This window comes from Pseudoxanthomonas daejeonensis (assembly GCF_022637495.1).
GTDB lineage: Bacteria > Pseudomonadota > Gammaproteobacteria > Xanthomonadales > Xanthomonadaceae > Pseudoxanthomonas > Pseudoxanthomonas daejeonensis.
This window is the reverse complement of the sequence record NZ_CP093331.1, coordinates 2,540,223-2,562,088: the sequence shown is the minus strand read 5'-3', so window position 1 is coordinate 2,562,088 and position 21,866 is coordinate 2,540,223. Positions and strand designations below refer to the sequence as shown.

Annotated in this window: 18 protein-coding genes; 11 read left to right on the top strand and 7 right to left on the bottom strand. The window is 68.8% G+C overall.

Features of this window, described 5'->3' with window-relative positions:
- Positions 1-190: 190 nt before the first annotated feature.
- Positions 191-847: a thiopurine S-methyltransferase gene (locus tag MNQ95_RS11440; RefSeq protein WP_241952944.1), complete on the top strand. Its 657-nt coding sequence runs from the start codon at positions 191-193 to the stop codon at positions 845-847.
- 25 nt (positions 848-872) lie between these two features.
- Here MNQ95_RS11440 and bfr read toward each other — a convergent pair whose 3' ends face one another.
- Entirely contained in the window at positions 873-1,358 is a 486-nt protein-coding gene (gene bfr, locus MNQ95_RS11435; RefSeq protein WP_241952943.1) for a bacterioferritin, read from the bottom strand.
- 172 nt (positions 1,359-1,530) lie between these two features.
- Between bfr and MNQ95_RS11430 the strand changes: the two genes are divergently transcribed.
- Both MNQ95_RS11430 and MNQ95_RS11425 read left to right on the top strand, forming a co-directional pair.
- Positions 1,531-3,981, top strand: a complete 2,451-nt coding sequence (locus MNQ95_RS11430; RefSeq protein WP_241952942.1) for a penicillin acylase family protein — start codon at positions 1,531-1,533, stop codon at positions 3,979-3,981.
- A 77-nt stretch (positions 3,982-4,058) separates the two neighbouring features.
- On the top strand, positions 4,059-4,367 hold the full coding sequence (locus tag MNQ95_RS11425) for an I78 family peptidase inhibitor (RefSeq protein WP_241952941.1): 309 nt from the start codon (positions 4,059-4,061) through the stop codon (positions 4,365-4,367).
- 228 nt (positions 4,368-4,595) lie between these two features.
- On the opposite strand, the gene asnB is transcribed toward MNQ95_RS11425, so the two are convergent.
- Positions 4,596-6,290 carry an asparagine synthase B gene (gene asnB / locus MNQ95_RS11420; protein WP_241952940.1) on the bottom strand — a complete coding sequence of 565 codons (1,695 nt, stop codon included), beginning with the start codon at positions 6,288-6,290 and terminating at the stop codon, positions 4,596-4,598.
- Between the two features lie 325 nt (positions 6,291-6,615).
- Here asnB and MNQ95_RS11415 point away from each other — a divergent pair, with 325 nt between their 5' ends.
- Complete coding sequence (locus MNQ95_RS11415; protein ID WP_425605742.1) at positions 6,616-8,328, top strand: ABC1 kinase family protein; 1,713 nt, start codon at positions 6,616-6,618, stop codon at positions 8,326-8,328.
- A 42-nt stretch (positions 8,329-8,370) separates the two neighbouring features.
- Here MNQ95_RS11415 and dapE read toward each other — a convergent pair whose 3' ends face one another.
- The 5 genes from dapE to map form a co-directional block, all read right to left on the bottom strand.
- Positions 8,371-9,498 (bottom strand): succinyl-diaminopimelate desuccinylase, encoded by a 1,128-nt coding sequence (gene dapE, locus MNQ95_RS11410; RefSeq protein WP_241952938.1) that lies wholly within the window; start codon positions 9,496-9,498, stop codon positions 8,371-8,373.
- 129 nt (positions 9,499-9,627) lie between these two features.
- Positions 9,628-9,984 carry a Spx/MgsR family RNA polymerase-binding regulatory protein gene (locus MNQ95_RS11405; protein WP_241952937.1) on the bottom strand — a complete coding sequence of 119 codons (357 nt, stop codon included), beginning with the start codon at positions 9,982-9,984 and terminating at the stop codon, positions 9,628-9,630.
- A 1-nt stretch (position 9,985) separates the two neighbouring features.
- Complete coding sequence (gene dapD / locus MNQ95_RS11400; protein ID WP_241952936.1) at positions 9,986-10,882, bottom strand: 2,3,4,5-tetrahydropyridine-2,6-dicarboxylate N-succinyltransferase; 897 nt, start codon at positions 10,880-10,882, stop codon at positions 9,986-9,988.
- Positions 10,882-13,536 (bottom strand): [protein-PII] uridylyltransferase, encoded by a 2,655-nt coding sequence (glnD, locus tag MNQ95_RS11395; RefSeq protein WP_241954417.1) that lies wholly within the window; start codon positions 13,534-13,536, stop codon positions 10,882-10,884. The genes dapD and glnD overlap by 1 nt, the downstream gene beginning before the upstream one ends.
- 8 nt (positions 13,537-13,544) lie before the next feature.
- On the bottom strand, positions 13,545-14,321 hold the full coding sequence (gene map, locus MNQ95_RS11390; RefSeq protein ID WP_162410104.1) for a type I methionyl aminopeptidase: 777 nt from the start codon (positions 14,319-14,321) through the stop codon (positions 13,545-13,547).
- A 336-nt stretch (positions 14,322-14,657) separates the two neighbouring features.
- On the opposite strand from map, the gene MNQ95_RS11385 reads away from it, so the two are divergent.
- The 7 genes from MNQ95_RS11385 (at position 14,658) to rpsB (ending at position 21,796) form a co-directional block, all read left to right on the top strand.
- Complete coding sequence (locus tag MNQ95_RS11385; RefSeq protein WP_241952935.1) at positions 14,658-15,173, top strand: Csu type fimbrial protein; 516 nt, start codon at positions 14,658-14,660, stop codon at positions 15,171-15,173.
- A 30-nt stretch (positions 15,174-15,203) separates the two neighbouring features.
- Complete coding sequence (locus tag MNQ95_RS11380; protein ID WP_162410106.1) at positions 15,204-16,025, top strand: fimbrial biogenesis chaperone; 822 nt, start codon at positions 15,204-15,206, stop codon at positions 16,023-16,025.
- Complete coding sequence (locus MNQ95_RS11375) at positions 15,976-18,423, top strand: fimbria/pilus outer membrane usher protein (RefSeq protein WP_241952934.1); 2,448 nt, start codon at positions 15,976-15,978, stop codon at positions 18,421-18,423. The genes MNQ95_RS11380 and MNQ95_RS11375 overlap by 50 nt, the downstream gene beginning before the upstream one ends.
- Positions 18,420-19,409, top strand: coding sequence for a Csu type fimbrial protein (locus tag MNQ95_RS11370; RefSeq protein WP_162410108.1), 990 nt, complete (start codon positions 18,420-18,422; stop codon positions 19,407-19,409). The genes MNQ95_RS11375 and MNQ95_RS11370 overlap by 4 nt, the downstream gene beginning before the upstream one ends.
- 193 nt (positions 19,410-19,602) lie before the next feature.
- Entirely contained in the window at positions 19,603-19,905 is a 303-nt protein-coding gene (locus MNQ95_RS11365; RefSeq protein ID WP_241952933.1) for a hypothetical protein, read from the top strand.
- The gene (locus MNQ95_RS11360) at positions 19,905-20,654 is read left to right on the top strand and encodes a fimbrial biogenesis chaperone (protein ID WP_241952932.1); all 750 of its coding nucleotides are present in this window, start codon (positions 19,905-19,907) and stop codon (positions 20,652-20,654) included. The genes MNQ95_RS11365 and MNQ95_RS11360 overlap by 1 nt, the downstream gene beginning before the upstream one ends.
- A 314-nt stretch (positions 20,655-20,968) precedes the next feature.
- Entirely contained in the window at positions 20,969-21,796 is an 828-nt protein-coding gene (gene rpsB / locus MNQ95_RS11355; protein WP_162410111.1) for a 30S ribosomal protein S2, read from the top strand.
- Positions 21,797-21,866: the final 70 nt, after the last annotated feature.

The window sequence follows — 21,866 nt, the reverse complement described above, 5'->3', positions numbered from 1 at the left end:
AACCTGCCTGGCAGCAGCGCGGTAGAAGGTCGACGGTCTCGCTCGATCGTTGCTGCAAGGCGCGTCGCAAACCCGCGCAAGCGATGTGGCATAGGGTCGAAAACCCTGCGGTCGAATGATGTCTAGCCATCCCTCGATTCGAGGGGGCACCAGACAGCGCGGGACTGGCCCCGCCCTACGGGAGTAATGGATGGAAGCGGATTTCTGGCTGCAGCGCTGGCAGGAAGGACGAACCGGCTTCCACCGCGCCGAGGTGATGCCTCTGCTGGAAAAGTACTGGCTGGCACTGGGTGTGCCAGCCGGCGGGCGCGTGTTCGTGCCATTGGCCGGCAAGACCCTGGACATGCACTGGCTGGCGGCGCGGGGCATGCAGGTGCTCGGCGGTGAGCTGTCCGCACTTGCCGTCGACGCGTTCTTCGCCGAGGCCGGCCTGGCACCGGACGTGTCGGAGGACCTGGATGGCGTGCACCATCGCGCCGGCGCCATCGACCTGGTCCGTGGCGATGTGTTCGCCCTTTCGGCGACGACGCTCCGCGCAATGGACGCGTTCTACGATCGTGCGGCGCTGATCGCACTGCCGCCTGCGATGCGCCGGCGCTACGTGGCAGAGGTATATGGAAAGCTGCCGCGCGGATGTCGTGGGCTGCTGATCACGCTCGAGTACCCGCAGGCGCAGATGGATGGGCCTCCCTTCTCGGTCGGGGAAGCCGAAGTCCGCGAACTGTTCGCGCAGGATTGGGCGGTCGAACTGCTTGAGCGAAAGGACATCCTCGCCCACGAACCCCGCTTCAGCGACGACGGCGTGACCGCGCTGGCGACCGCCGTATACCGCCTCCAGCGCGGCTAGTCGCTGGATCGCGGCACCAAGGCCCTCAACTCGCGACGGCGGCGCCGTTGATCTTCGACAGCTGGTAGTTCTCCAGGCCGATCCGCTTGATCAGGCCCAGCTGCTGCTCGAGCCACCAGGCATGATCTTCCTCGGTGTCCTTGAGCTGGGCCAGCAGCATGTCGCGGCTGACGTAGTCCTGGCGCTGCTCGCACAGCTTCATCGCCGCGGCGAGGTTGGCGCGCACCTGGTATTCGACCTTCAGGTCGGCTTCCAGCATTTCCACGACGGTCGCGCCAGGCGTGAAGGCGTGCGGACGCATGTCCGGCTCGCCCTCCAGGAACAGGATCCGGCGCAGGATGGCGTCAGCGTGCTCGGTCTCCTCCTGCATCTCGTGGCCGATCCGCTCGTACAACGCCTTCAGACCCTGGTCCTCGTAGCGGCGCGAATGCAGGAAATACTGGTCGCGCGCAGCCAGCTCGCCGCGCAGCAGCTCTTTCAGGCAGTCGATGACTTCGGGATGGCCTTTCATGGTCGTGACTCCGGGGACGCTCGGCGCGCAGTGTGCCGCAATCGGCATGCCGGTGTTCCAATCGGAATCAGTCGCAACTGGGCCGGGCCGGGCGCCGCCGGTCGCGGCAGCCACGGCGTGGAATAATCCACGCCAGCGGTCCTCCGGATCGCGACTGCGCAAGGGGAAACGCATGCTTCGTTGGATCCGACGCCTCGCGGTGCTGGCGCTGCTGCTGGCCGCAGCGACGGTGATGGTGGCCTGGTGGCTGCTGCGTGGCAGCCTGCCCGCCCTCGATGGCGACCTTGCGCTCGATGCGGCCGGCCTGGCTGCACCGGTGTCCATCCAGCGCGACGCACTGGGGGTGGTCACGATCGACGCGGGCAGCGAAACGGATGCGATGCGGGCGCTGGGTTTCGTGCATGCACAGGAACGCTACTTCGAGATGGACCTGATGCGGCGCAGTTCCGCAGGCGAACTGGCCCAACTGTTCGGGCCGGTCGCGGTCGATGTGGACCGGGAACGGCGCATGCATCGCATCCGGGCGCGCGTGACCGCGTACATGGACGCGGTGGCCGGCGAACGGATGCCGCAACTGCAGGCCTACGCCGACGGCGCCAATGCAGGCGTCGAGGCGCTGCGCGTGCGGCCCTGGCCCTACCTGCTGCTGCGCCAGGCGCCGCGTCGCTGGGAAGTGGCGGACTCGGCGCTCACCGGCTATGCGATGTATTTCGACCTGCAGGATTCGCAGAACGCGCGCGAACTGGGGATGTGGAAGCTCCGCCAGCACCTGCCGCCGGCGCTGTACGCCATGCTCGCGCACGACGGCACGGAGTGGGATGCGCCCCTGTTCGGCGCGGCTCGCGGGAATGCACTGCTGCCCGATGCCAGCCAGGTCGACCTGCGCACGCTGCCAGCGCCCGACTCGGCACGGCCGCGCAAGCTAGCCGACAAAGGCACGCCCGGCAGCAACAACTGGGCCGTGGCTGGCGCATTGACCGCCGATGGCCGCGCCATCGTCGCCGACGACATGCACCTGGGGCTGCGCGCGCCGAACATCTGGTTCCGCGTGCGCCTGCGCTATCCGGATGATCGCGCGCCCGGTGGACGGGTGGATGTCTCCGGCTTCAGCCTGCCCGGGCTGCCCGCCGTGGTGGTGGGCAGCAATGGCCATGTCGCCTGGGGCTTCACCAACAGCTACGCCGACACCGCCGACTGGTATCCGGTCCGACCCTGCGCCGGTGGCGACGCCAGCGAACCGGCGGCATGCGACGCGATGCAGGAGCACGCGGAAACGATCCTCGTCGCCGGTGGCGACCCGGTGAACCTCACCGTGCGAGAGACCACGCAGGGCCCGGTGCTGCACGACGCACAGGGCCCGACACCGGCGCTGGCCCTGCGCTGGGTCGCGCACCAGCCGGGCGCACTCGACGTCGGGTTGGCGGAGATGGCACGCGCCGGCGACCTCGAAGCGGCGCTGGCAGTCGCCGGCACGGCCGCGATGCCCGCGCAGAACCTGGTCGTCGGCGACCGCCAGGGCCGGATCGCGTGGCGCATCATCGGCCCGCTGCCGGTGCGCGCCAGCGGCTGCACGGGAAGCCTGGTGGCTCCTGCGACACCCTCACCCGACTCGCCACCGGATCACACACCCCCTTCCGGCGAAGCGGCCGCGCCCGCTCCTGGTCCCTGCGCGCCCTGGCCGATCGCCACCGGCATGTCGCCGATCCTGGCCGACCCCGCCACGCACCGGCTCTGGACCGCCAATGCCCGCGTGCTCGATGGCGACGCCCTGGCGCAGGCCGGCGACGGAGGCTACGCACTGGGTGCGCGCGCGCAGCAGATCCGCGACAGCCTGATGTCGGGCGATCGCTTCGACGAAGCGGGCCTGCTGGCGATCCAGCTCGACGACCGCGCCGTGTTCCTGCAGCGCTGGTGGCAGTTGCTGCAGGACGAAGCGAAGTCGGCGCACGCCGGCCCGGCGCTGCGGGACCTGGCGAGCGCGGGCAGGCATTGGGAGGGTCGCGCGACGGTCGAATCGGTCGGTTACCGCCTGGTGCGCGCCTGGCGGCTGGCAGTACACACGCGCATCGCTGACGGGCTCACGGCGCCGGCGCAGGTCGCGCTCGGCGACGATTTCACCGTCCCGGACCTGCCCCAGCTCGAAGGCATCGCATGGCCACTGCTGCTGCAGCGGCCGCAGCACCTGCTCCCGCGTCGCTACGCCAGCTGGGATGCTTTGCTGGAAGATGCCGCGCGCGAAGTGCGCGACGAACTCGCGCAGAAGGGCCCGCTGGCCGAGCGGACCTGGGGTGAGCGCAATACCGCCCGCATCTGCCACCCCCTGGCCAACGCCCTGCCCGCCTTCATCAAACCCCGCCTGTGCATGCCTGCCGATCCGCTGCCGGGCGACGGCTCGATGCCGCGGGTGCAGGGCCCTGCCTTCGGCGCCTCCGAGCGAATGGTGGTCTCACCCGGGCACGAAGCCGACGGCATCGTGCACATGCCCGGCGGGCAAAGTGGCCACCCGCTGTCCCCGTTCTGGGGCGCCGGCCACGATGACTGGGTGCACGGACGGGCCACGCCATTCCTGCCGGGCACCCCCCGGCACACCCTCACCCTCGCACCTGCCTCCACGCGCGATTGACCCGCGCAGGCGCGCGGCAGCGGTGCCGTACATGGCGCACAATCACCCCAGCCCAACGGAGAACTGCCGCGATGCGAATGCTCCCTGTCGTCCTGTCCACCGCTTTCGCCGCACTGCTGCTCCCGGCGTGCAGCTCCGTCCAGCCCGATCCGGGTGCCCCGGGCCACTTCGGCAGCGTGGCAGGCAACTGCAATGCCGACCCGGTGGCCTGGGCCGTAGGCAAACAGGCCGAACAGGACGTGATGCGCCGCGTGTGGCACGAAAGCGGCGCCGGGCTGATCCGCCCGATCGGTCCGGACACCGCCGTGACCCGCGACTTCCGCCCGGACCGGGTCAACGTCGACATCGACCGCAACAACACCATCACCCGGGTCAGTTGCGGCTGAGCCAACCCGCGCCTTGCAGGACGCGGCCCCGGCCGGCGATCAGCAGCGCCGCAACCACCCGCGACCCCGCCTGACCGGGGGGCCGGCCTCGCGCCATGCCCCACTGCGCCGGCGGCTTTGCAAGCCATGCTTTTGCAGGAGCGGACTCCAGCCCGCGAAGCCGACGCCAGTTGCACGGCCAGCGCCTCCGGGATTCCGGCACCTTCGGCTTCGCGGCCATGCCCGCGCCTACGAGGCGTGCGCCTGCTCGTGCACGCCGGCCACCGCGCGCCCGGAGGGATCGGCCATCTTGGCGAAGCTCGCGTCCCAGGCGATCGCCGCCGGCGAAGAACACGCGATCGACTTGCCCCCCGGCACGGTCTCAGCCGCCGCGGGGCTGGGATAGAAGCGTTCGAACACGCTGCGGTAGAAGTAGGCTTCCTTGGTCTGCGGCGGGTTTAGCGGGAAGCGCTTGTCGGCCGCGGCCAGTTCGCGATCCGACACCTGCGCTTCGGCATGCGCCTTCAACCCGTCGATCCAGCCGTAGCCCACGCCGTCGCTGAACTGCTCCTTCTGCCGCCACAGGATCTGCTCGGGCAGGTAGCCGTCGAAGGCCTGGCGCAGTACGCCCTTCTCCATGCGCTGGGCGTCGTTGCGGGATTTGTCGACCATCTTGTACCTGGCATCCATGCGCATGGCCACGTCGAGGAACTCGCGATCCAGGAACGGCACGCGCGGCTCCACGCCCCAGGCCATCATCGACTTGTTCGCACGCAGGCAATCGAAGTTGTTGAGCGCGTCGAGCTTGCGGATCAGCTCCTCGTGGAACTCGCGCGCGTTCGGCGCCTTGTGGAAGTACAGGTAGCCGCCGAAGATCTCGTCGCTGCCCTCGCCCGAAAGCACCATCTTCACACCCATCGCCTTGATCCGGCGCGCCAGCAGAAACATCGGCGTCGACGCGCGGATGGTGGTGACGTCGTAGGTTTCGATATGGCGGATCACCTCGGGCAACGCATCCAGGCCCTCTTCGAAGGTGTACTCGTAGCCGTGGTGCACGGTTCCCAGCGCTTCGGCCGCGACCTCGGCCGCGGCCAGGTCCGGGGAGCCCTTCAGGCCGATGGCGAACGAGTGCAGGCGCGGCCACCAGGCTTCCGTCCTGTCGCCATCCTCGATGCGATGCCGTGCGTAGCGCGCGGCCACCGCCGCGACCAGCGACGAATCCAGCCCGCCGGAAAGCAGCACGCCATAGGGCACGTCGGTCATCAGCTGGCGGTGCACCGCCGCCTCGAAGGCCTCGCGCAGTTCCTGCGACGAAACCTCCACGCCCTCGACGTCGGCGTAGTGCCGCCAAGGCGCGTGGTAGTAGCGGGTCAACTCGCCGGTCGCGGAGTCATACCAGTGGCCCGGCGGGAACTGCGCCACGTCGGCGCATTCGTCCACCAGCGACTTCATCTCCGAAGCCACGCGCAGCCGGCCTTCCCTGTCGTGGCCCCAGTACAGCGGCACCACGCCGATCGGGTCGCGGGCGATGATCGCGCGGCCCTTGCTTTTGTCCCACAGCGCGAAGGCGAAGATGCCATTGAGCCGGTTGAGGAACGACGCCGGTTCGTCCTCGCGGTACAGCGCATTGATCACCTCGCAGTCGGAGGCGGTCTGGAACGCATACGGCTCCTTCAACTGGCCCTTCAGCGGCACGTGGTTGTAGATCTCGCCGTTGACCGCCAACGCAAGCTGTCCATCCTCCGACAACAGCGGCTGGGAACCGCCGGCGGGATCGACGATGGCCAGGCGCTCGTGCACCAGGATCGCGCCGGCGTCCACGTACACGCCACTCCAGTCCGGTCCGCGATGGCGCTGGCGCTGCGACAGATCCAGCGACTGTCGGCGCAGTCCCTGCAGGTCGTCGCCCGGTTGCAGGCCGAAGATGCCGAAGATCGAACACATGGGGAAAGCTCCTGGGTCTGGGTGGTGTTACGGAATCGGACCTCTGATGCGGCCATGGCGGACGCAAGCCGGGCATAAAAAAACCCGCATCGGCCGATGCGGGTTTCGTGGTGACCGGGCTGTGGTGCCTTATGCCTGGTCGCGCCCCCGCATCGTTCGCGCACGGTTATTCGCCGCATTGTTGCGGTTCGAATTGGCCGGGTTTGCGCGCAGGGCGGAAGACATGGGCCGACACTAACCCGCACCGCGGACGGGCCGCAACCGTTGCAGGGGCAACTGACAATGCGCTCACGCCGCGCGGCGAATACTCCGCCGACCGCGCGCCATCGCCTTGGCCGCGCTCCGCCGTCACCGGAGATCCGCCTTGCCCGACACTACCCAACGCCTCACCCGCACCGCGCAGGTGGTCGCCCGCCTTGCCCGCCACCGTCGCGTGCTGACCGGCCTGGACTGGACCCACGCCCCACCCGCCGAGCCGTCGATCGCCGATGCCTCCGGCATCGCCGAAGCCCAGGCGTTCGCCGCGGACCTGGAATCCCTCGGTCCGGCTTTCATCAAGCTGGGGCAGTCGCTTTCCACGCGCCCCGACCTGGTGCCACCGGCCTACATCGACGCGCTGGACCGCATCCAGGATGAAGTCGCACCGATCGATACCGCAGTGATCGAGAAGATCATCGAGGAAGAGCTTGGCGCGAAACTCAGCCGGCTGTTCGCCTCGTTCGATCCGGCTCCGCTGGCAGCCGCCTCGCTCGCGCAGGTCCATCGCGCGGTGCTGCGCGACGGTCGCGAGGTCGCGGTGAAAGTGCAGCGGCCGGGCATGGACGCGGCGATCCGCCTGGACCTGGAGGTCCTGTCGGGACTGGCCGGTACCGCCGATGCGCTCACCGAGACCGGGCGCCGCCTGCACTTCGCCGGCTGGATCGCCGAGTTCCGCAAGATCCTGCTGCTGGAGCTGGACTACCGCCGTGAGGCCGAAAACCTGGATCGCTTCCGCGAGCGGCTGTCGGCCTACCCGCAGCTGTACGTACCTGCGCCGGTGTGGGGACTGAGCACAGCGCGCGTGCTGACCATGGAACTGGTCCACGGCAGCAAGGTCACCGCGGTCTCGGGGCTGCGCCGTACCGAACTGGACCTGGCCACGCCGGCCGCCGAGCTGATGCGCGCCTACCTGGACCAGGTGTTCGTGCACGGCGACATCCATGCCGATCCGCACCCTGGCAACGTGATGCTGTGCGACGACGGACGGCTGGCGCTCATCGACCTGGGCATGGTCGCCCAGGTCCCGCCGCGCATGCGCGAACGCCTGCTCAAGTTGCTGTTCGCCGCGGTGGACGCGCGCGGCGAAGACGTGGCGCGCGAACTGGTAGCGATCGGTACGCGCCTGGAGCAGTTCGACGATGCCGCCTTCAACCGCGACACCGGCCAGCTGGTCGCGCGCTACGCCACCGGCGGGCGGCGCACCTCCGAGGGCCGGCTGCTGCTGGAGCTGGTCGGCACCGCTGCCGAACACGGCCTGCGCGTGCCTGCCGAGATCAGCCTGCTCGGCAAGACCCTGCTCAACCTCGAGCGGGTCGCCAATGCGCTGGACCCGGAGATGGATGTCCGTCGCCTGGTCGAATCGCACCTGGAATCGATCATGCGCGCGCAGCTGCGCGGCTCCTTCTCCAGCGCGAACCTCGCCAGCGAACTGCTCGAGGTGCAGGGCCTGCTACGCGACGCTCCGCGCAAGATTTCCGACACGCTGTCGCTGCTGGCGGAGAACCGCCTGCAGGTGCGGCTGGATGGCCTGGAGAACTCGCGGCTGATGGAGAACATGCAGAAGATCGCCAACCGCATCGCTGCCTCGGTGGTCACCGCGGCGCTGCTGATGTCCTCGGCGATGCTGATGCGGATCGAAACACCGGCTCGCCTGTTCGGTTATCCGGCGCTGGCCGTGGTGCTGTTCCTGATCGCGGTGGCGCTGGGCCTGACGATCGCGGTGAGCGCATTGCTTTACGACCGCAAGGCGCGTCCGAACGAGCAGCACGGACCGCACTAGGCGAGGCGCGGGGCGGCGGCCGGATACCGACCGCGCTGGCCGCTACAGGAGCAGGCGCTCCACCAGGCGCCGGTAGAGATCCGGCAGCGCTTCGAGGTCGGCGACCGATACATGCTCGTCGACCTGGTGGATGCTGGCGTTGACCGGTCCGACTTCGATGCACTGCGCGCCCAGCGGCGCGATGAAACGCGCATCGGACGTGCCGCCGCCCGTGCTCTCCTGCGGCGGCGCGCCCGCGAATTCACCCAGCACCTCGCGCGCGACCGAGCGCAGGCGACCCTCGGGCGTGTAGAAAGGCTCGCCGCTGCGATGCCAGCGCAGGTCGTACTGCAGGCCGTGGCGATCCAGCAGCGCGGCAATCTCCGCTTCCAGCGCCGGCGCATCCCAGTGCGGGTTGTAACGCAGGTTGAACAGCACCTGCAGCTCACCGGGAATGACGTTGCTGGCCCCGGTGCCGGCCTGGATGTTGCTGACCTGGAACGACGTCGGCGGAAAACTCTCGTAGCCGTCGTCCCATTCCCGCGCTGCCAGCTCGGCCAGTGCGGGGGCGGCCTGGTGGATGGGATTGCGCGCCTTGTGCGGATAGGCGACATGGCCCTGCACGCCGTGTACCCGCAGGGTGCCGGACAGGCTGCCTCGCCGGCCCACGCGCAGCAGGTCTCCCAGTTTCTCGGTCGAAGACGGCTCCCCGGTGATGCACCAGTCGATGCGCTGGCCGCGCTCGCGGAACACCGCGGCGACGCGGCGCACGCCCTCGATGGCATCGCCTTCTTCGTCCGAAGTCAGCAGGACCGCCAGGGTACCGGCATGACCCGGATGCGCGGCCACGAACTGTTCGGCGGCGACCACGAACGCGGCGACGCTGCCCTTCATGTCCGCGGCACCGCGGCCATGGAGCGCGCCCCCGCGCACCACGGGCACGAATGGGTCGCTGCTCCAGGCCTCGCGCGGCCCCGGTGGCACCACGTCGGTATGGCCGAGCAGGACCAGCACGGGTGCGCCGCTGCCGTGCGTGGCCCACAGGTTGTCGACTTGGCCGAAGCGCAACGACTCGCAGGCGAAGCCGGCGCGCTGCAGGCGCGTGGCCACAAGGTCCTGGCAACCGGCATCGTCCGGCGTCACCGAGGGACGCGCGATCAGGTCACGCGCCAGGTCCAGCACTTCGCTCATGTGTCTGCTCGTTGTCGTTTGCCGCAGCGGAGGATACGCCAGCCGCCCGCGAACCGATCCCGGGGCCGGCTCCGGCGCCGCTGCAGCCTGCGATGGGATCACCGCGACCGGATCCCGCGTGACGGACCGTCAGCCGACGCCGAACAGCTTCTTGAATCCGTTGTCGGAGAATCCCTGGCTGAAGGCGCCGTCGTCCTTCACCACCACCGGCCTGCGCACCAGCTGCGGATGCTCGCGCAGCAGCAGCTTCCACTCGGCCTCGCTGCCCGGCGCCTTGCGGTTGTCGGGCAGCTGGCGCCACGTGGTCGAGGACTTGTTGACCAGCGCATCGAAGCCACCAGCCTTGCCGGCCCACTCCACCAGCACTTCCGGCGAAGGCTTGCTGTCGCGGTAGTCGACGAAGGCATACGGCACGTCGAAGCGGTCCAGCCACTTCGTCGCCTTCTTGCAGGTATCGCAGTTCTTCAAGCCGTACAGGGTCGTCATCTCACCCACGCAGCAGCTCGTTGATGCTGGTCTTGGCCCGGGTCTTGGCATCGACCTGCTTGACGATCACCGCGCAGTACAGCGAGTGACTGCCGTCGGCAGCCGGCAGGGAGCCAGACACTACCACGCTGCCCGGCGGCACGTAGCCGTAGGACACCTCGCCGGTGGCGCGGTTGTAGATGCGGGTGGACTGGCCGATGAACACGCCCATGCCGATCACGCTGTGGTGGCCGACGACGACGCCCTCGACCACTTCCGAGCGCGCGCCGATGAAGCAGTGGTCCTCGACGATGGTCGGGCTGGCCTGCAGGGGCTCGAGCACGCCACCGATGCCGGCGCCGCCTGAAATATGGCAGTGCTTGCCGACCTGCGCGCACGACCCGACCGTGGCCCAGGTATCGACCATCGTGCCTTCGCCGACATGCGCGCCGATGTTGATGAAACTCGGCATCAGCACCACGTCCTTGCCGAAATGGGCACCGCGGCGCGCCACCGTGCCGGGCACCACGCGCACGCCGAGCTTGCGGAACTCGGCCTCGCCGTAGCCTTCGAAGCGGGTCGCGACCTTGTCCCAGAACGGCGCGGGCGCGCCCTCCATCACGGTCATGTCGTTGACCCGGAAGTACAGCAGAACCGCCTTCTTCAGCCATTCGTTGACCTGCCAGCCGCCCTTCCCGTCCGGCTCGGCGACGCGGAATTCGCCGGACTCCAGGCCGCCGATCACGCGCTCGACCAGCGGGCGGGTGGATCCGTCGATCTCGTCCAGGGTCAGCGCGGCGCGGCGCGCGAACGCGCTGTCGATCGAAAACTTCAGCTCTTCCAGCCCGGGGCCGGCGGGCACGGCGGGGCGCTTGCGCGCGGTCTTGCGTGTGGCGGTCTTCTTCGGGCTGGTGGCCATCAGCTTGGGGCTCCGGGAGTCAGGTTTTCGGGTTCCAGCCGCGCACGCAGTTCGCCGCGCAGCAATTCCTGCGCGGCGGCGTCCAGCGGCTGGTCGTGTTCGTCTGTGATCTGGAAAATATCTTCGGCGCGCTCGCCAAAGGTGGCGATGCGCGCGTCATGCACCCGCAGGCGGCAGGCGCGCAGGGCCTGGGCCAGGTCGGCCAGCAGTCCGGGGCGATCGGGGCAGACCAGGCGGAGCAGGCTGCGGCGGCCATCGGCGGCCGCACTGAACTCCACCTGCGGCGGGAACCTGAAATGGCGCAGCTGCCGCGGCGCCGCACGGCGCGGCGCGCGCACGTTCTCCAGCGCGCCGGAAAGCGCCTGCTGCAGTGCCTGTTCCAGCTGGAGCGGATCGCCGCTGGCGAAACTGTCGGCCGGCAGGACTTCGAAGGTATCGAAGACCGTGCCATGCGGGCCCATCAGGATGCGCGCCTGGTGCACGCCGTAACCGTGGCGGTCGAGCGTGGCAACGATCGCGGCGAACAGGCCGTCGCGATCGGGCGAGTGCACGAACACTTCGAGCGCCCCCCCCTGTTCGCCGCCCTGCCCGCCGATACGGCGAACCGCCACCCGGGTGTCGCCCATCCGCACCTGGACCAGCGCCCCCGCCTGCCAGGCCAGCTGCTCGGGCCGGAAGCGCAGGAAGCTCTCGTCGGGCATCTCCGCGAACTGCCGATCGATGGTGGCATCGTCGTGGCCTTGCACCCGCATCGTTTCGCGGGTGGCCTCGCGGGCCTCGGCGACGCGCGCCTCCGCATCGACCGGCGTCTCCAGCCCCTCGCGGAGCACCCGCCGCGTGGACAGGTACAGGTCGGCCAGCAACCGGTCCTTCCACGCGTTCCACAACTTGGGACTGGTGCCGGCGATGTCCGCGCAGGTGAGCAGGTACAGGTAGTCCACGCGTTCGCGGTCGCCCACCAGCGTGGCGAAGGCGCGGACCACGTCAGGGTCGGAGATGTCCTGCTTCTGCGCGGTGACCGACATGCGCAGGTGCTGCTCCACCAGCCACACGACCAGGCCGGTATCGGCGTCGCTCAGCCCGTGGGCCGAGCAGAACTCGCGCGCGTCCACCGCGCCCAGTTCGGAGTGGTCGCCGCCGCGGCCCTTGGCGATGTCATGGAACAGGCCTGCCAGCAGCAGCAGCTCGGGCTTGCGCAGGCGCGGCCAGACCTCGTGCGCGATCGAAAAGCGCTCGTCGCCTGCACCGCTGGCGAAACCGGCGATGTTGCGCAGGACCATTAGGGTGTGCTGGTCGACGGTATAGACGTGGAACAGGTCGAACTGCATCCGCCCGGATACCTGCGCGAATGCCGGCACGTACTGGCCGAGGACGCCCAGCCGCGCCATCCGGGTCAGGGTTTCGACCGGGCGTGGTCCGCGCAGCAGCGCCATGAAGCGCGCGCGCGCGGCCGGTCCGGCCACCGTGTAGGCCGGCAGGCGAGGCAGCGACTCCGCCAGCGCGCGTGCGGTCTGCGAGTGCAGGCCCCGCACCTCCGGATGCGCCGCCCAAGTGGCGAACAGCGCAAGCACCTCGCGCAGGTCGGCCTCCGGCCAATAGTTCGCGGCGGCGGCCAGGTAACCGCGCCGCAGGACGAAATCGGGATTGAGGACCTCGGGCGTGGCTTCGCCGTCGAAGGTTTCCTCGAAACGCTGCAGCAGGCGGTCGCTGATCCGGCGCACGATCGCTGCGCTGCGGTAGAAGCCCTGCATCATCTTCTCGACGCCGAGGCTGTGCTCGTCGTCGTCGTAGCCCAGCCGCTGGGCAAGCGCCTTCTGGTAGTCGAAACGCAGGCGCTCCTCGGGCCGGCCGGCCACCAGGTGCAGGCCAAAGCGCAGCCGCCCCAGCGAACGCCGCTCGCGCGCCAGCGCCGCCGCTTCGTCCGGGCCGAGGTGGCCCAGGCCGACCACGGCCTCCAGGTCGCTCACGCCGAACGCGCGTTGCGCCATCCAGCCCAGCGTGTGCAGGTCGCGCAGGCCACCGGGGCCGTCCTTGATGTTCGGTTCCAGGTTGTCGGAGGTATCGCCATGGCGACGATGGCGCAGCAGCAGCTCCTCGCGCTTGGCCATGAAGAAGTCGCGCGGCGGCCAGATTTTCTCCGGCGCGATCGCTGCGGCCAGCGCCGCCATTGCCTCCGGTTCGGCGGCCACCGGGCGCGCCTCGAGCAGCGCGGTCATCACCGTCTGGTCGGCCGCCGCTGCAGTGCATTCGGCCGCCGAGCGCACCGCATGGCCGACCGGCAAGCCGAAATCCCACAGCAGCGCGAAGAAGCGCGAAAGGCCGGCCTGCTGCGCCTGTTGCGCCTCCGGCTCGGCCAGGACCAGCAGATCGATGTCGGAACGCGGGAACAGCTCGCCGCGGCCGTAGCCACCCACCGCGATCAGCGACAGGGCCGCGTCGTCGGGAATGCAGTGGTGCCAGGCGCGTCGCAGCAGGTCATCGACCAGGCGCGCGCGCAGGGCAAGCAAGCGACCGATGTCGACCTCGCGGCCGTAGCGCTTGAGCAGGCGCGCATCGCCGTGCGCCAGCAGTTCCCGCGCATGCGCGGCCCAGCCGGCATCGTCCGCCGGCTCCTTTCCGCCATGGGCTTCGGCGACCAGCGGTCCGACGCCCATGCCGGTACTCACGCCGGGGGTTGCTGGCCGGCGGCCAGCGTCAGCACGTCCACGCCGTCCTCGGTCACCGCGATCATGTGCTCCCACTGCGCCGAGAGCTTGCGGTCCTTGGTCACCACGGTCCAGCCATCCGGCAGCACCTTGGTATAGCGGGTGCCCTCGTTGATCATCGGCTCGATGGTGAAGGTCATGCCCGGCTTGAGCACCAGGCCGTCGCCGGGCCGGCCGTAATGCAGCACCTGCGGCTCGTCGTGGTAGACCTTGCCGATGCCATGGCCGCAGTACTCGCGCACGACGGTGAAACGCTCGGCCTCGGCATAGCTCTGGATCGCATGGCCCACGTCGCCCAGCGTGGCGCCGGGCTTCACTGCGCGGATACCGCGCCACATCGCCTCGAAGGTGACTTCCACCAGGCGCCTGGCCATCACCGACGGCGTGCCGACGTAATACATGCGGCTGGTGTCGCCGTGCCAGCCGTCCTTGATGACGGTGACGTCGATATTGACGATGTCGCCGTCCTTCAGGACCTTGCCCGGGCTCGGGATGCCGTGGCAGATCACGTTGTTGACCGAGGTGCAGACCGTCTTGGGGTAGCCCCGGTAACCGACGTTTGCCGGGATCGCGCCCTGCACCTTGACGATATGGTCATGGCACAGCTGGTCCAGCTCCTCGGTGGTCACGCCCGGCTTTACATGCGGGGCAATCATCTCCAGCACCTCGGCGGCCAGGCGGCCGGCGATGCGCATCTGCTCGATTTCGTCGGGGGTCTTCAGGTGCAGGCTCATGCGGGGATTATCGCCGATCCGGCGATTTCCTGAACGCGCATCGGCCCGACGGGCCTCCGCCCGGGAATTGACGCACCCCGATACCTGCACCGCCGACCCCGCCCCCGCACCTGAATAGGTGACGTCAAACAACTGACGTGCCGGGTCACTTTTTGCTTAATAGGCACTACATCGGGCGCGAACTGTGTCACAGTATGCCTATTCAGGTTGTGGCGGCCGCGTCCCGAGACGCCCCGGGGACGCGGAAGTCGAGGCGCCAGAGACTTGGCACGCTTCCTGCTCCATCCCCCTCGCAAGCCTCACAACCACCCAGACAACAATCTCCCGGAGTCCCCGATGAACCTGTTCAAGAGCACCCTGATCGCCACCGCCCTGGTCGCCGCCGGTTTCGCGGGCACTGCCAATGCCGCCACCGCCACCGGCAACTTCCAGGCGAAGATCGTCATCACCGAGTCGTGCACCTTCAGCACCGCCGGCGCCTCCGATGTCGACTTCCTCTCCAAGGCCCGTTCCTCCGCCGGCGACGTCGATGCCACCGGTACCCTGGTGGTCACCTGCACCAGCGGCACCCCCTACACCATCGCCCTGAATGCTGGCAGCTACGGCGGCGCCACCGTGACCACCCGTCGCATGCACAACGGCACGGGCGTCGGCGTCTCGGTTCCGTACACCCTGTACCGCAATACCGGCCGCACCCAGAACTGGGGCAACACGGCCGGTACCGACACGGTTGCCGGCACCGGCAACGGCAACGCGCAGAACGTCTCGGTCTACGGCCGCGTGCTGAGCGCCGACACCAATGTGCCGGCCGGCACGTATGCCGATACCATCACCGCGACGATCAACTACTGATCGACTCGATGAGGTCGGGTTATGGCCCCGATGACGCTTGATCAGGACCGGCCGCGCCCCCCCAAGGGGCGTGGTTCCCGCATCCGGGGGTGGCTGCTGCTTGCGGCGTTGGCGCTTGCCGGACCGGCCGCGCTGGCCGCCAACCTGCAGGTCAACCCGATCATGCTCGAGTTCGCACCTGGCGAGCAGTCGCAGGCGGTGTGGCTCAGCAACACGGGAACCGAGCCGCTCAAGGCCCAGGTCAGGGTATCGGCCTGGAGCCAGGCCGGGGGCACGGACCAGACCGAACCCAGCCGGGACCTCGTGGCCAGTCCGGCGATCCTGGAGGTCGCGGCCGGGCAGCAGCAGCTGGTGCGGATCATCCGTCCACGGAGCGAACCGCTGCAGACCGAAGCCGCCTACCGGCTGACCATCGACGAGTTGCCTGCCGATGGTTCGGAACCGCAGCGCTCGGGCCTCCAGTTCCTGTTGCGTTATTCGGTGCCGGTGTTTGTCCTGGCCGAGGGAACCGAACCGCTGAGTCCCTCGCGACGGACCGCCAGTACCCCACCGTCCACCGGCACACCCACCACGCTGTCCGCCCGTCTGGAAGCACGCGGGGATGCCAGCCTGCTCAGCATCACCAACCCCGAGCGGCAGCGGGTGAGGTTGAGCAACCTGGTCTGGGTGGATACCGGCGGACATCGCACCGAGCTCGCACCGGGCCTGTTCGGTTATGTGCTGGCCGGGCAACGGATGCAGTGGACTATTCCGCTGTCGCCGCAGCAGCGCGCCAATGGAGGCAGCCTGAAGGTCAGGTTCAATGACGATCCGAACGACCAGACATTGCCGCTGGAAAATCCTGGCAGCTAGCGTCGCCGCGGCCTGCGCGCCCTGTGCGCTGCTGGCCGCCCCTGCCCCCAATCCCTCGCCCGCCCCATTCTTCGCGCCGGGTGCGCTGGACCTGATCGAAACCGGCGGACCGGACGCGGAAGCAGCGGCTGGTTCGCAGGAGCTCTATCTCGAAGTCTCGCTCAACGAGTTCGCAACGGGGCGACTGGCCCGTTTCGTCATGATCGACGGGCGCCTGCATGCAAGCGCTTCGACGTTGCGCGAACTGGGCCTGCAATGGCCGGGCAGCGAGACGGCGGGCGACCTGGTGGCGCTCGACGATATCCCGGGTTTGCAGGCGCGCTACGACGCGAGCAACCAGATTCTCGCCCTGTCCGCTCCGCTGGAAGCCCTGTCGGGCGACCGGGAGCACTTCGGCATCGCCGACCGGACGGCGCCGAAGATCGATCCGCTGACCCGCGCCCCTGGCCTGCTGTTCAACTACGACGTCTATGCCCAGGGCGACAGCGACTACCGCTCGATCAGCAGCTGGAACGAGCTGCGCCTGTTCGGCGTCGGCCCGGGCGTCTGGAGCACCAGCCTGGTCAGCCGGGTGGACTCCCTCCCAGGCGAGCGCGACATCCACGACACCACGCGCCTGGACACGTCCTGGCAGCTCGACCTGCAGGACAGCATGGTCTCGGTGGTCGTGGGCGATACCTACAGCGGGGGGCTGGGCTGGACCCGCACCACGCGCATCGGCGGCGTGCGCGCATCGACCAATTTCGCCCTGCAGCCGTATCGGGTGACCACGCCGCTGGCCTCGTTCGCCGGCGAAGCGGTGCTCCCATCGACGGTCGACCTGTTCATCAACGGCGTGCGCCAGTCCAGCCAGGAAGTGCGGCCTGGCCAGTTCCAGATCGACAGCATCCCGACCATCACCGGCGCCGGGCAGGCACAGATGGTCATCACCGACATCAACGGCCAGAGCCGGGTCGTCAGTTTCGCCCTGTACAACACGCCATACCTGCTGCAGCAAGGCCTGACCGACTGGTCGGTCGAGGCTGGCAAGGTGCGACGCGACTATGGCCTGCGTTCGTTCTCCTATGCCGACGACCCGATGGGCAGCGCCACGGTCCGCCATGGCCTGAGCGACAGCGCCACGCTTGAATTCCATGCCGAAGGCACTGCCGATCTGCAGATGGCCGGCGCCGGGGGGGCGTGGTTGCTCGGCGACCGCGGTGGCGTGCTCGACCTGAACGTGGCCGGCAGCCAGTACGACGGCCAGTCGGGCCACCAGTATGGCGCGGGCTACCAGTGGAACTCGTCCATTTTCAACGTGGGCATGTCCACGCTCCGTCGCAGTGACGAGTTCGCCGACGTGGCCACCCTGGAAGATGCGATCCTGCCCCGCCGGATGGACAGCGTCTTCATGGGCGTGAACTGGGGCGTCGCCCAGATTGGCGCCAGCTACGTGCGCCAGGAGATGGCCGGGCAGACTCCCGCGCGCTACGCCAGTCTTCACTGGTCGAGGCAATTGCCCCACAACGGCTACCTCAGCCTGAGCGTCAATCGCGACCTCGAGAACCGCGACTCGGACAGCGCCTTCCTGTACTGGTCGATGCCCCTGGATCGCCGGGTGTCGGTGTCCGCCTCGCTCCGTCACAGCCGCGATTCGGACAATCTCACCCTCGAGGCCAACCGCCCCGTCGACAGCGACCTGGGTGGCCTGGGCTGGCGCGCGCAGACCACGCTGGGCGAGCGACCCGGCGCCCAGGGCCAGATTTCCGGACTCGGTCGCTTTGGTGGCTGGAATGCGGGCCTGCTCTACATGCGTGGAGATGGCGGCGCGCCCGACACCACCAGCGGCTTCGCTGGCGCAACCGGCAGCGTGCTGTTCATGGAGAAGCACCTGTTCGCCATGCGCCGGGTCGAAGACGCGTTCGCGCTGGTGACCACGGACGGCATCGCCAACGTCCCGATCCTCCAGGAAAACCGCCTGATCGGTTACACCAACGAGGACGGCCTGCTGCTGGTGAATCGACTCAACTCGTGGCAGAACAACCGGCTTTCGATCGATCCGCTGAAGACGCCGACCGACGTGCGCATGGACCGGACGGAAATGTATGCGGTCCCGGAAAGCCGAAGCGGCATGCTCGCCAGGTTCCCGATGCGCAGCGTGCTGTCGATCCAGGCGACCGTGACCGCCCCGGACGGCCGGCCCATCGCCGCCGGCAGCCCGGTCTGGCTGCAGGACGCCGACCCTGACACCTCGCCTGCCTTGACGGTGGTCGGCTACGACGGCCTGATCTACCTGCAGGAGCTGCCGCCCGGTGCCGGCCTGAAGATCCGCCAGAATGGCGCCTATTGCGACGTCGTCCTGCCCGAGCTGCCCAAGCCGTCGGGATTCGTCGAACTGGATGGAGTGGTATGCCGATGAACAACCTCTTCCCGACCCCGGACCGTGCGCGCCGCTGGCTTCGCACCCTCCCAGTCGTCGCGATGTTGGCCTGCGTGTGGCTGATGCCAGGCAAGGCGATGGCCGCCAACTCTTGCTGGTTCAGCTCCCTGAGCAATGTGTCGTTCGGAACCGTGGGCAGCGGTGGCGGCACCTCGTCGGGCACGCTCAACTACATCTGCCAGAACGATAGCCCGGCCCAACGTACCTTCCGGATCTGCCTGTACGTGAATCCGTCGTTGCCCACCGGCGTCGCGCCACGCCGGCTGATCCGGCAGTGGTGGCCGGTCGAATACATGAACTACGACCTCTATTCCGACCCGGCGATGACCCAACTCATCGGCTCGGAAACCAGCGGCCATGCCGTCCAGAGCGTGGTGCGAACCACCAGCTCCACGGGCCAGACCACCGGCTCGATTCCCTTCTACGCGCGAATCCCGGCCGGCCAGACAATGTCGGCCGACTCGTACATCGCCCAGAACAACTTCGTGCTGCGGGCCCCGTCGCAGGGCGGCACGACCGCGCCCGCGACATCGCTGTGCGCGTCCGGACCGCAAGCCAGCGATTACTTCGAGGTCTACGCGAGCTTCGCCAACACCTGCTACATCAGCGCGGCCACCGACATGGATTTCAACTCGGTGGTCAACCTGGCCACGGCGCGCAACCAGACGTCGACCATCAGCCTGCGTTGCCCGAACAACACGGCCTGGCAGGTTGCACTGAGCTACGGGAACAATCCGACGGGAACGACCCGGCGCATGATCGGACCCGCCAGCAATTACGTCACCTATCACCTGTTCCAGGATTCGGCGCGAAGCATCCCGTGGGGCAACACCACCTCGACCGACGTAGCCGGCACCGGGAACAACGCCACGCAAACGCTGACCGTCTATGGCCAGGTCCCCGCGCAGGCGATCAACTCCGCGGGCACTTACTCAGACACGATCACCATTACGCTGACTTATTGATCCGGGGCAGGCGCCCCCGGCGGCGATTGCCCGCCGGCTTGCAGGGCCGGCCGGCGCTTCGCGCCATTTGCGTGATCCATTGCACAGATCACGCCGACGCAACACCCCCGGGTCCACGGTGGGCTCAACTTTCCGCGTCACCCGCCGAAAGCGTGGCTGAAGGCCGGTCTCCCCGACTGGCAAGGAGCCGCCGATGCGTACCCGCAAAGCAATCCTGGCCTTGGCAGCTCTGGCCCTTTCGGCAGGGGCCGTGCAGGCATCCAGCAGGCAGAGCACCCTGCGGATCTCGATGACCGTCGTCGACCGATGCGACGTCCGCGACGGCACCACCAGCCCCAGCGTCGACTGTTCGATCGGCGTGCCTTGGACGATGGCCGCACCGGGCACCCCGGCAGCCGCCCCCTACCGGATCGCCGACGGCGACCAGTTCTCGCACCTCCCCGTTCCGCATAGCGGTCCCGTGGACGGATCGCGGGTCACCACGATCGTCTTCTGATGCCACGCGCCAAGGCCACGTCGCTGGCGCTGGCGCTCGCCGCCTGGCTTGGCGCCGCCATTCCTGCCCACACGGGCGACCTGCGCCTGGAACCGGTGTCGCTGGTCATGCATCCGTCGGAGGACTCGACCAGCCTGTGGCTGAGCAACACGGGCCGGCAGCCGCTGCAGGCACAGGTGCGGCTGTTCTCCTGGACCCAGGACGGGGGCGGCGAGGTGCTGGCCCCGACCCGCGATCTGGCGGTGAGCCCGCCGCTGATGGAAGTCCCGCCGCTGGGTCGCCAGCGGGTCCGGCTGATCCGGCTCGGGAGCGGCTCTCCCGCGACCGAGACCGCCTACCGCCTGGTCGTGGACGAATTGCCCTCCACCGTCGCTGCCTCCGCGGCAGGCGCCGGGAGCGAAGCTTCGCTGCTCCGTTACTCGATCCCGGTCTTCGTGCAGCCCTCGGCGCCGGCCGCCGCCTCCAGGCTCAGCGCCAGGATCGAGGAAGACGCGTCCGGACGCCGCCTGCTGCGGCTGGACAACAGTGGTGGACGCCATGCCCGCATCGCGGGGTTGGCCTTCGTCGGTACCGGCGGGCGCCGCCACGTGCTGGCCCCGAACCTCGCCGGATACGTGCTGGCCGGGCGCTACAAGCTCTGGCCGCTGCCCGAGGAGGTCGGCCAGCCACCCTACGGCCGCTTCGAGGCCGACGTGAACGGGGAACCGGTGGTCCTGGTCCCGGAACAGGTCCTGATCAGCGGGCGCTGAGGCGATTTGCCCGGGCCGCAGCCCTGGGGCTATACTTCCGCGGCTTTCCTGCGCCCTCCTGATTCCATCCGGGGGCCGCCCACGCCGGGCGGGAAGGCGCCGGCCCTGTCCGGCCCCGGCGAATCCACACCTGACGCCATGCCCCGTGCCGGGGTGCCTGCTTCCACGGAAGCCGGTTCGGACACGGAAGCGCCAGGGAGGCCCAACCCCGGAATCGTCGCTGCGCGCCCTTCGCAAGGGCCCGCCGATCCATGCGCGGTCTACCAAGAACAGCCGCACGTGCGACGCGATTCCACTGCCAGGAGTTACATGCAATGCCCCAGGTCACCATGCGTCAGATGCTGGAAGCCGGCGTCCATTTCGGCCACCAGACCCGTTACTGGAACCCGAAGATGGCTCCGTACATCTTCGGCGCCCGCGGCAAGATCCACATCATCAACCTCGAGAAGACCGTTCCGCTCTTCTCAGACGCGATGAACTTCATCTCGGCCATCGCCCAGAAGCGCGGCACCATCCTGTTCCTGGGCACCAAGCGCAGCGCGCGCGAGTCCATGAAGGAAGAAGCCGAGCGTTGCGGCCAGCCGTACATGACCCAGCGCTGGCTGGGCGGCACCCTGACCAACTTCCGCACCGTGAAACAGTCGGTCGCCCGCCTGAAGGAACTGGAGTCGGCCGAGACCGACGGCACCTTCGAAAAGCTGGTCAAGCACGAAGTGCTGGGCCTGCGCCGCGAGCGCGACAAGCTGGAAGCCTCGCTGGGCGGCATCAAGGACATGAACCGCCTGCCGGACGCGCTGTTCGTCATCGACATCGGCCATGAAGACATCGCCATCAAGGAAGCCAAGAAGCTCGGCATCCCGGTGATCGCGGTCGTCGACACCAACTACGACCCGGCCCTGGTCGACTACCCGATCCCGGGCAACGACGACGCCATCCGCGCCGTGCAGCTGTACGCCCGTGCCGCCGCCGATGCCGTGCTTGAAGGCAAGGCCGCTGCGCCGCACGCCGCCACCGTCAGCGAGAACGACTTCGCCGAGTCCGATGGCGACAAGCCGGGCCGTCGCGCCCCGGCCCGCAAGGGTCCGCCGCGCAAGGACAAGGCTGAAGGCGGCGAAGCCGCTGCTCCTGCCGCTGCCGAGTGATCCATCCGGCGGCCGCCTCGTGCGGCCGCCAACCCGCAGGACGGTGGCGCCACGCGCGCCGTCCGCGGTC

What these genes read in the sequence shown, in the direction of transcription:
- dapD (WP_241952936.1), bottom strand. Translation starts at nt 10,882, where the DNA reads ATGGCCACCAGCCCGAAGAAGACCGCCACACGCAAGACCGCGCGCAAG.
- MNQ95_RS11365 (WP_241952933.1), top strand. Translation starts at nt 19,603, where the DNA reads ATGCGTACCCGCAAAGCAATCCTGGCCTTGGCAGCTCTGGCCCTTTCG.
- MNQ95_RS11360 (WP_241952932.1), top strand. Translation starts at nt 19,905, where the DNA reads ATGCCACGCGCCAAGGCCACGTCGCTGGCGCTGGCGCTCGCCGCCTGG.
- MNQ95_RS11380 (WP_162410106.1), top strand. Translation starts at nt 15,204, where the DNA reads ATGACGCTTGATCAGGACCGGCCGCGCCCCCCCAAGGGGCGTGGTTCC.
- map (WP_162410104.1), bottom strand. Translation starts at nt 14,321, where the DNA reads ATGAGCCTGCACCTGAAGACCCCCGACGAAATCGAGCAGATGCGCATC.
- MNQ95_RS11385 (WP_241952935.1), top strand. Translation starts at nt 14,658, where the DNA reads ATGAACCTGTTCAAGAGCACCCTGATCGCCACCGCCCTGGTCGCCGCC.
- MNQ95_RS11440 (WP_241952944.1), top strand. Translation starts at nt 191, where the DNA reads ATGGAAGCGGATTTCTGGCTGCAGCGCTGGCAGGAAGGACGAACCGGC.
- asnB (WP_241952940.1), bottom strand. Translation starts at nt 6,290, where the DNA reads ATGTGTTCGATCTTCGGCATCTTCGGCCTGCAACCGGGCGACGACCTG.
- MNQ95_RS11370 (WP_162410108.1), top strand. Translation starts at nt 18,420, where the DNA reads ATGAACAACCTCTTCCCGACCCCGGACCGTGCGCGCCGCTGGCTTCGC.
- rpsB (WP_162410111.1), top strand. Translation starts at nt 20,969, where the DNA reads ATGCCCCAGGTCACCATGCGTCAGATGCTGGAAGCCGGCGTCCATTTC.
- dapE (WP_241952938.1), bottom strand. Translation starts at nt 9,498, where the DNA reads ATGAGCGAAGTGCTGGACCTGGCGCGTGACCTGATCGCGCGTCCCTCG.
- bfr (WP_241952943.1), bottom strand. Translation starts at nt 1,358, where the DNA reads ATGAAAGGCCATCCCGAAGTCATCGACTGCCTGAAAGAGCTGCTGCGC.
- MNQ95_RS11430 (WP_241952942.1), top strand. Translation starts at nt 1,531, where the DNA reads ATGCTTCGTTGGATCCGACGCCTCGCGGTGCTGGCGCTGCTGCTGGCC.
- MNQ95_RS11375 (WP_241952934.1), top strand. Translation starts at nt 15,976, where the DNA reads ATGACGATCCGAACGACCAGACATTGCCGCTGGAAAATCCTGGCAGCT.
- glnD (WP_241954417.1), bottom strand. Translation starts at nt 13,536, where the DNA reads ATGGGCGTCGGACCGCTGGTCGCCGAAGCCCATGGCGGAAAGGAGCCG.
- MNQ95_RS11405 (WP_241952937.1), bottom strand. Translation starts at nt 9,984, where the DNA reads ATGACGACCCTGTACGGCTTGAAGAACTGCGATACCTGCAAGAAGGCG.
- MNQ95_RS11425 (WP_241952941.1), top strand. Translation starts at nt 4,059, where the DNA reads ATGCTCCCTGTCGTCCTGTCCACCGCTTTCGCCGCACTGCTGCTCCCG.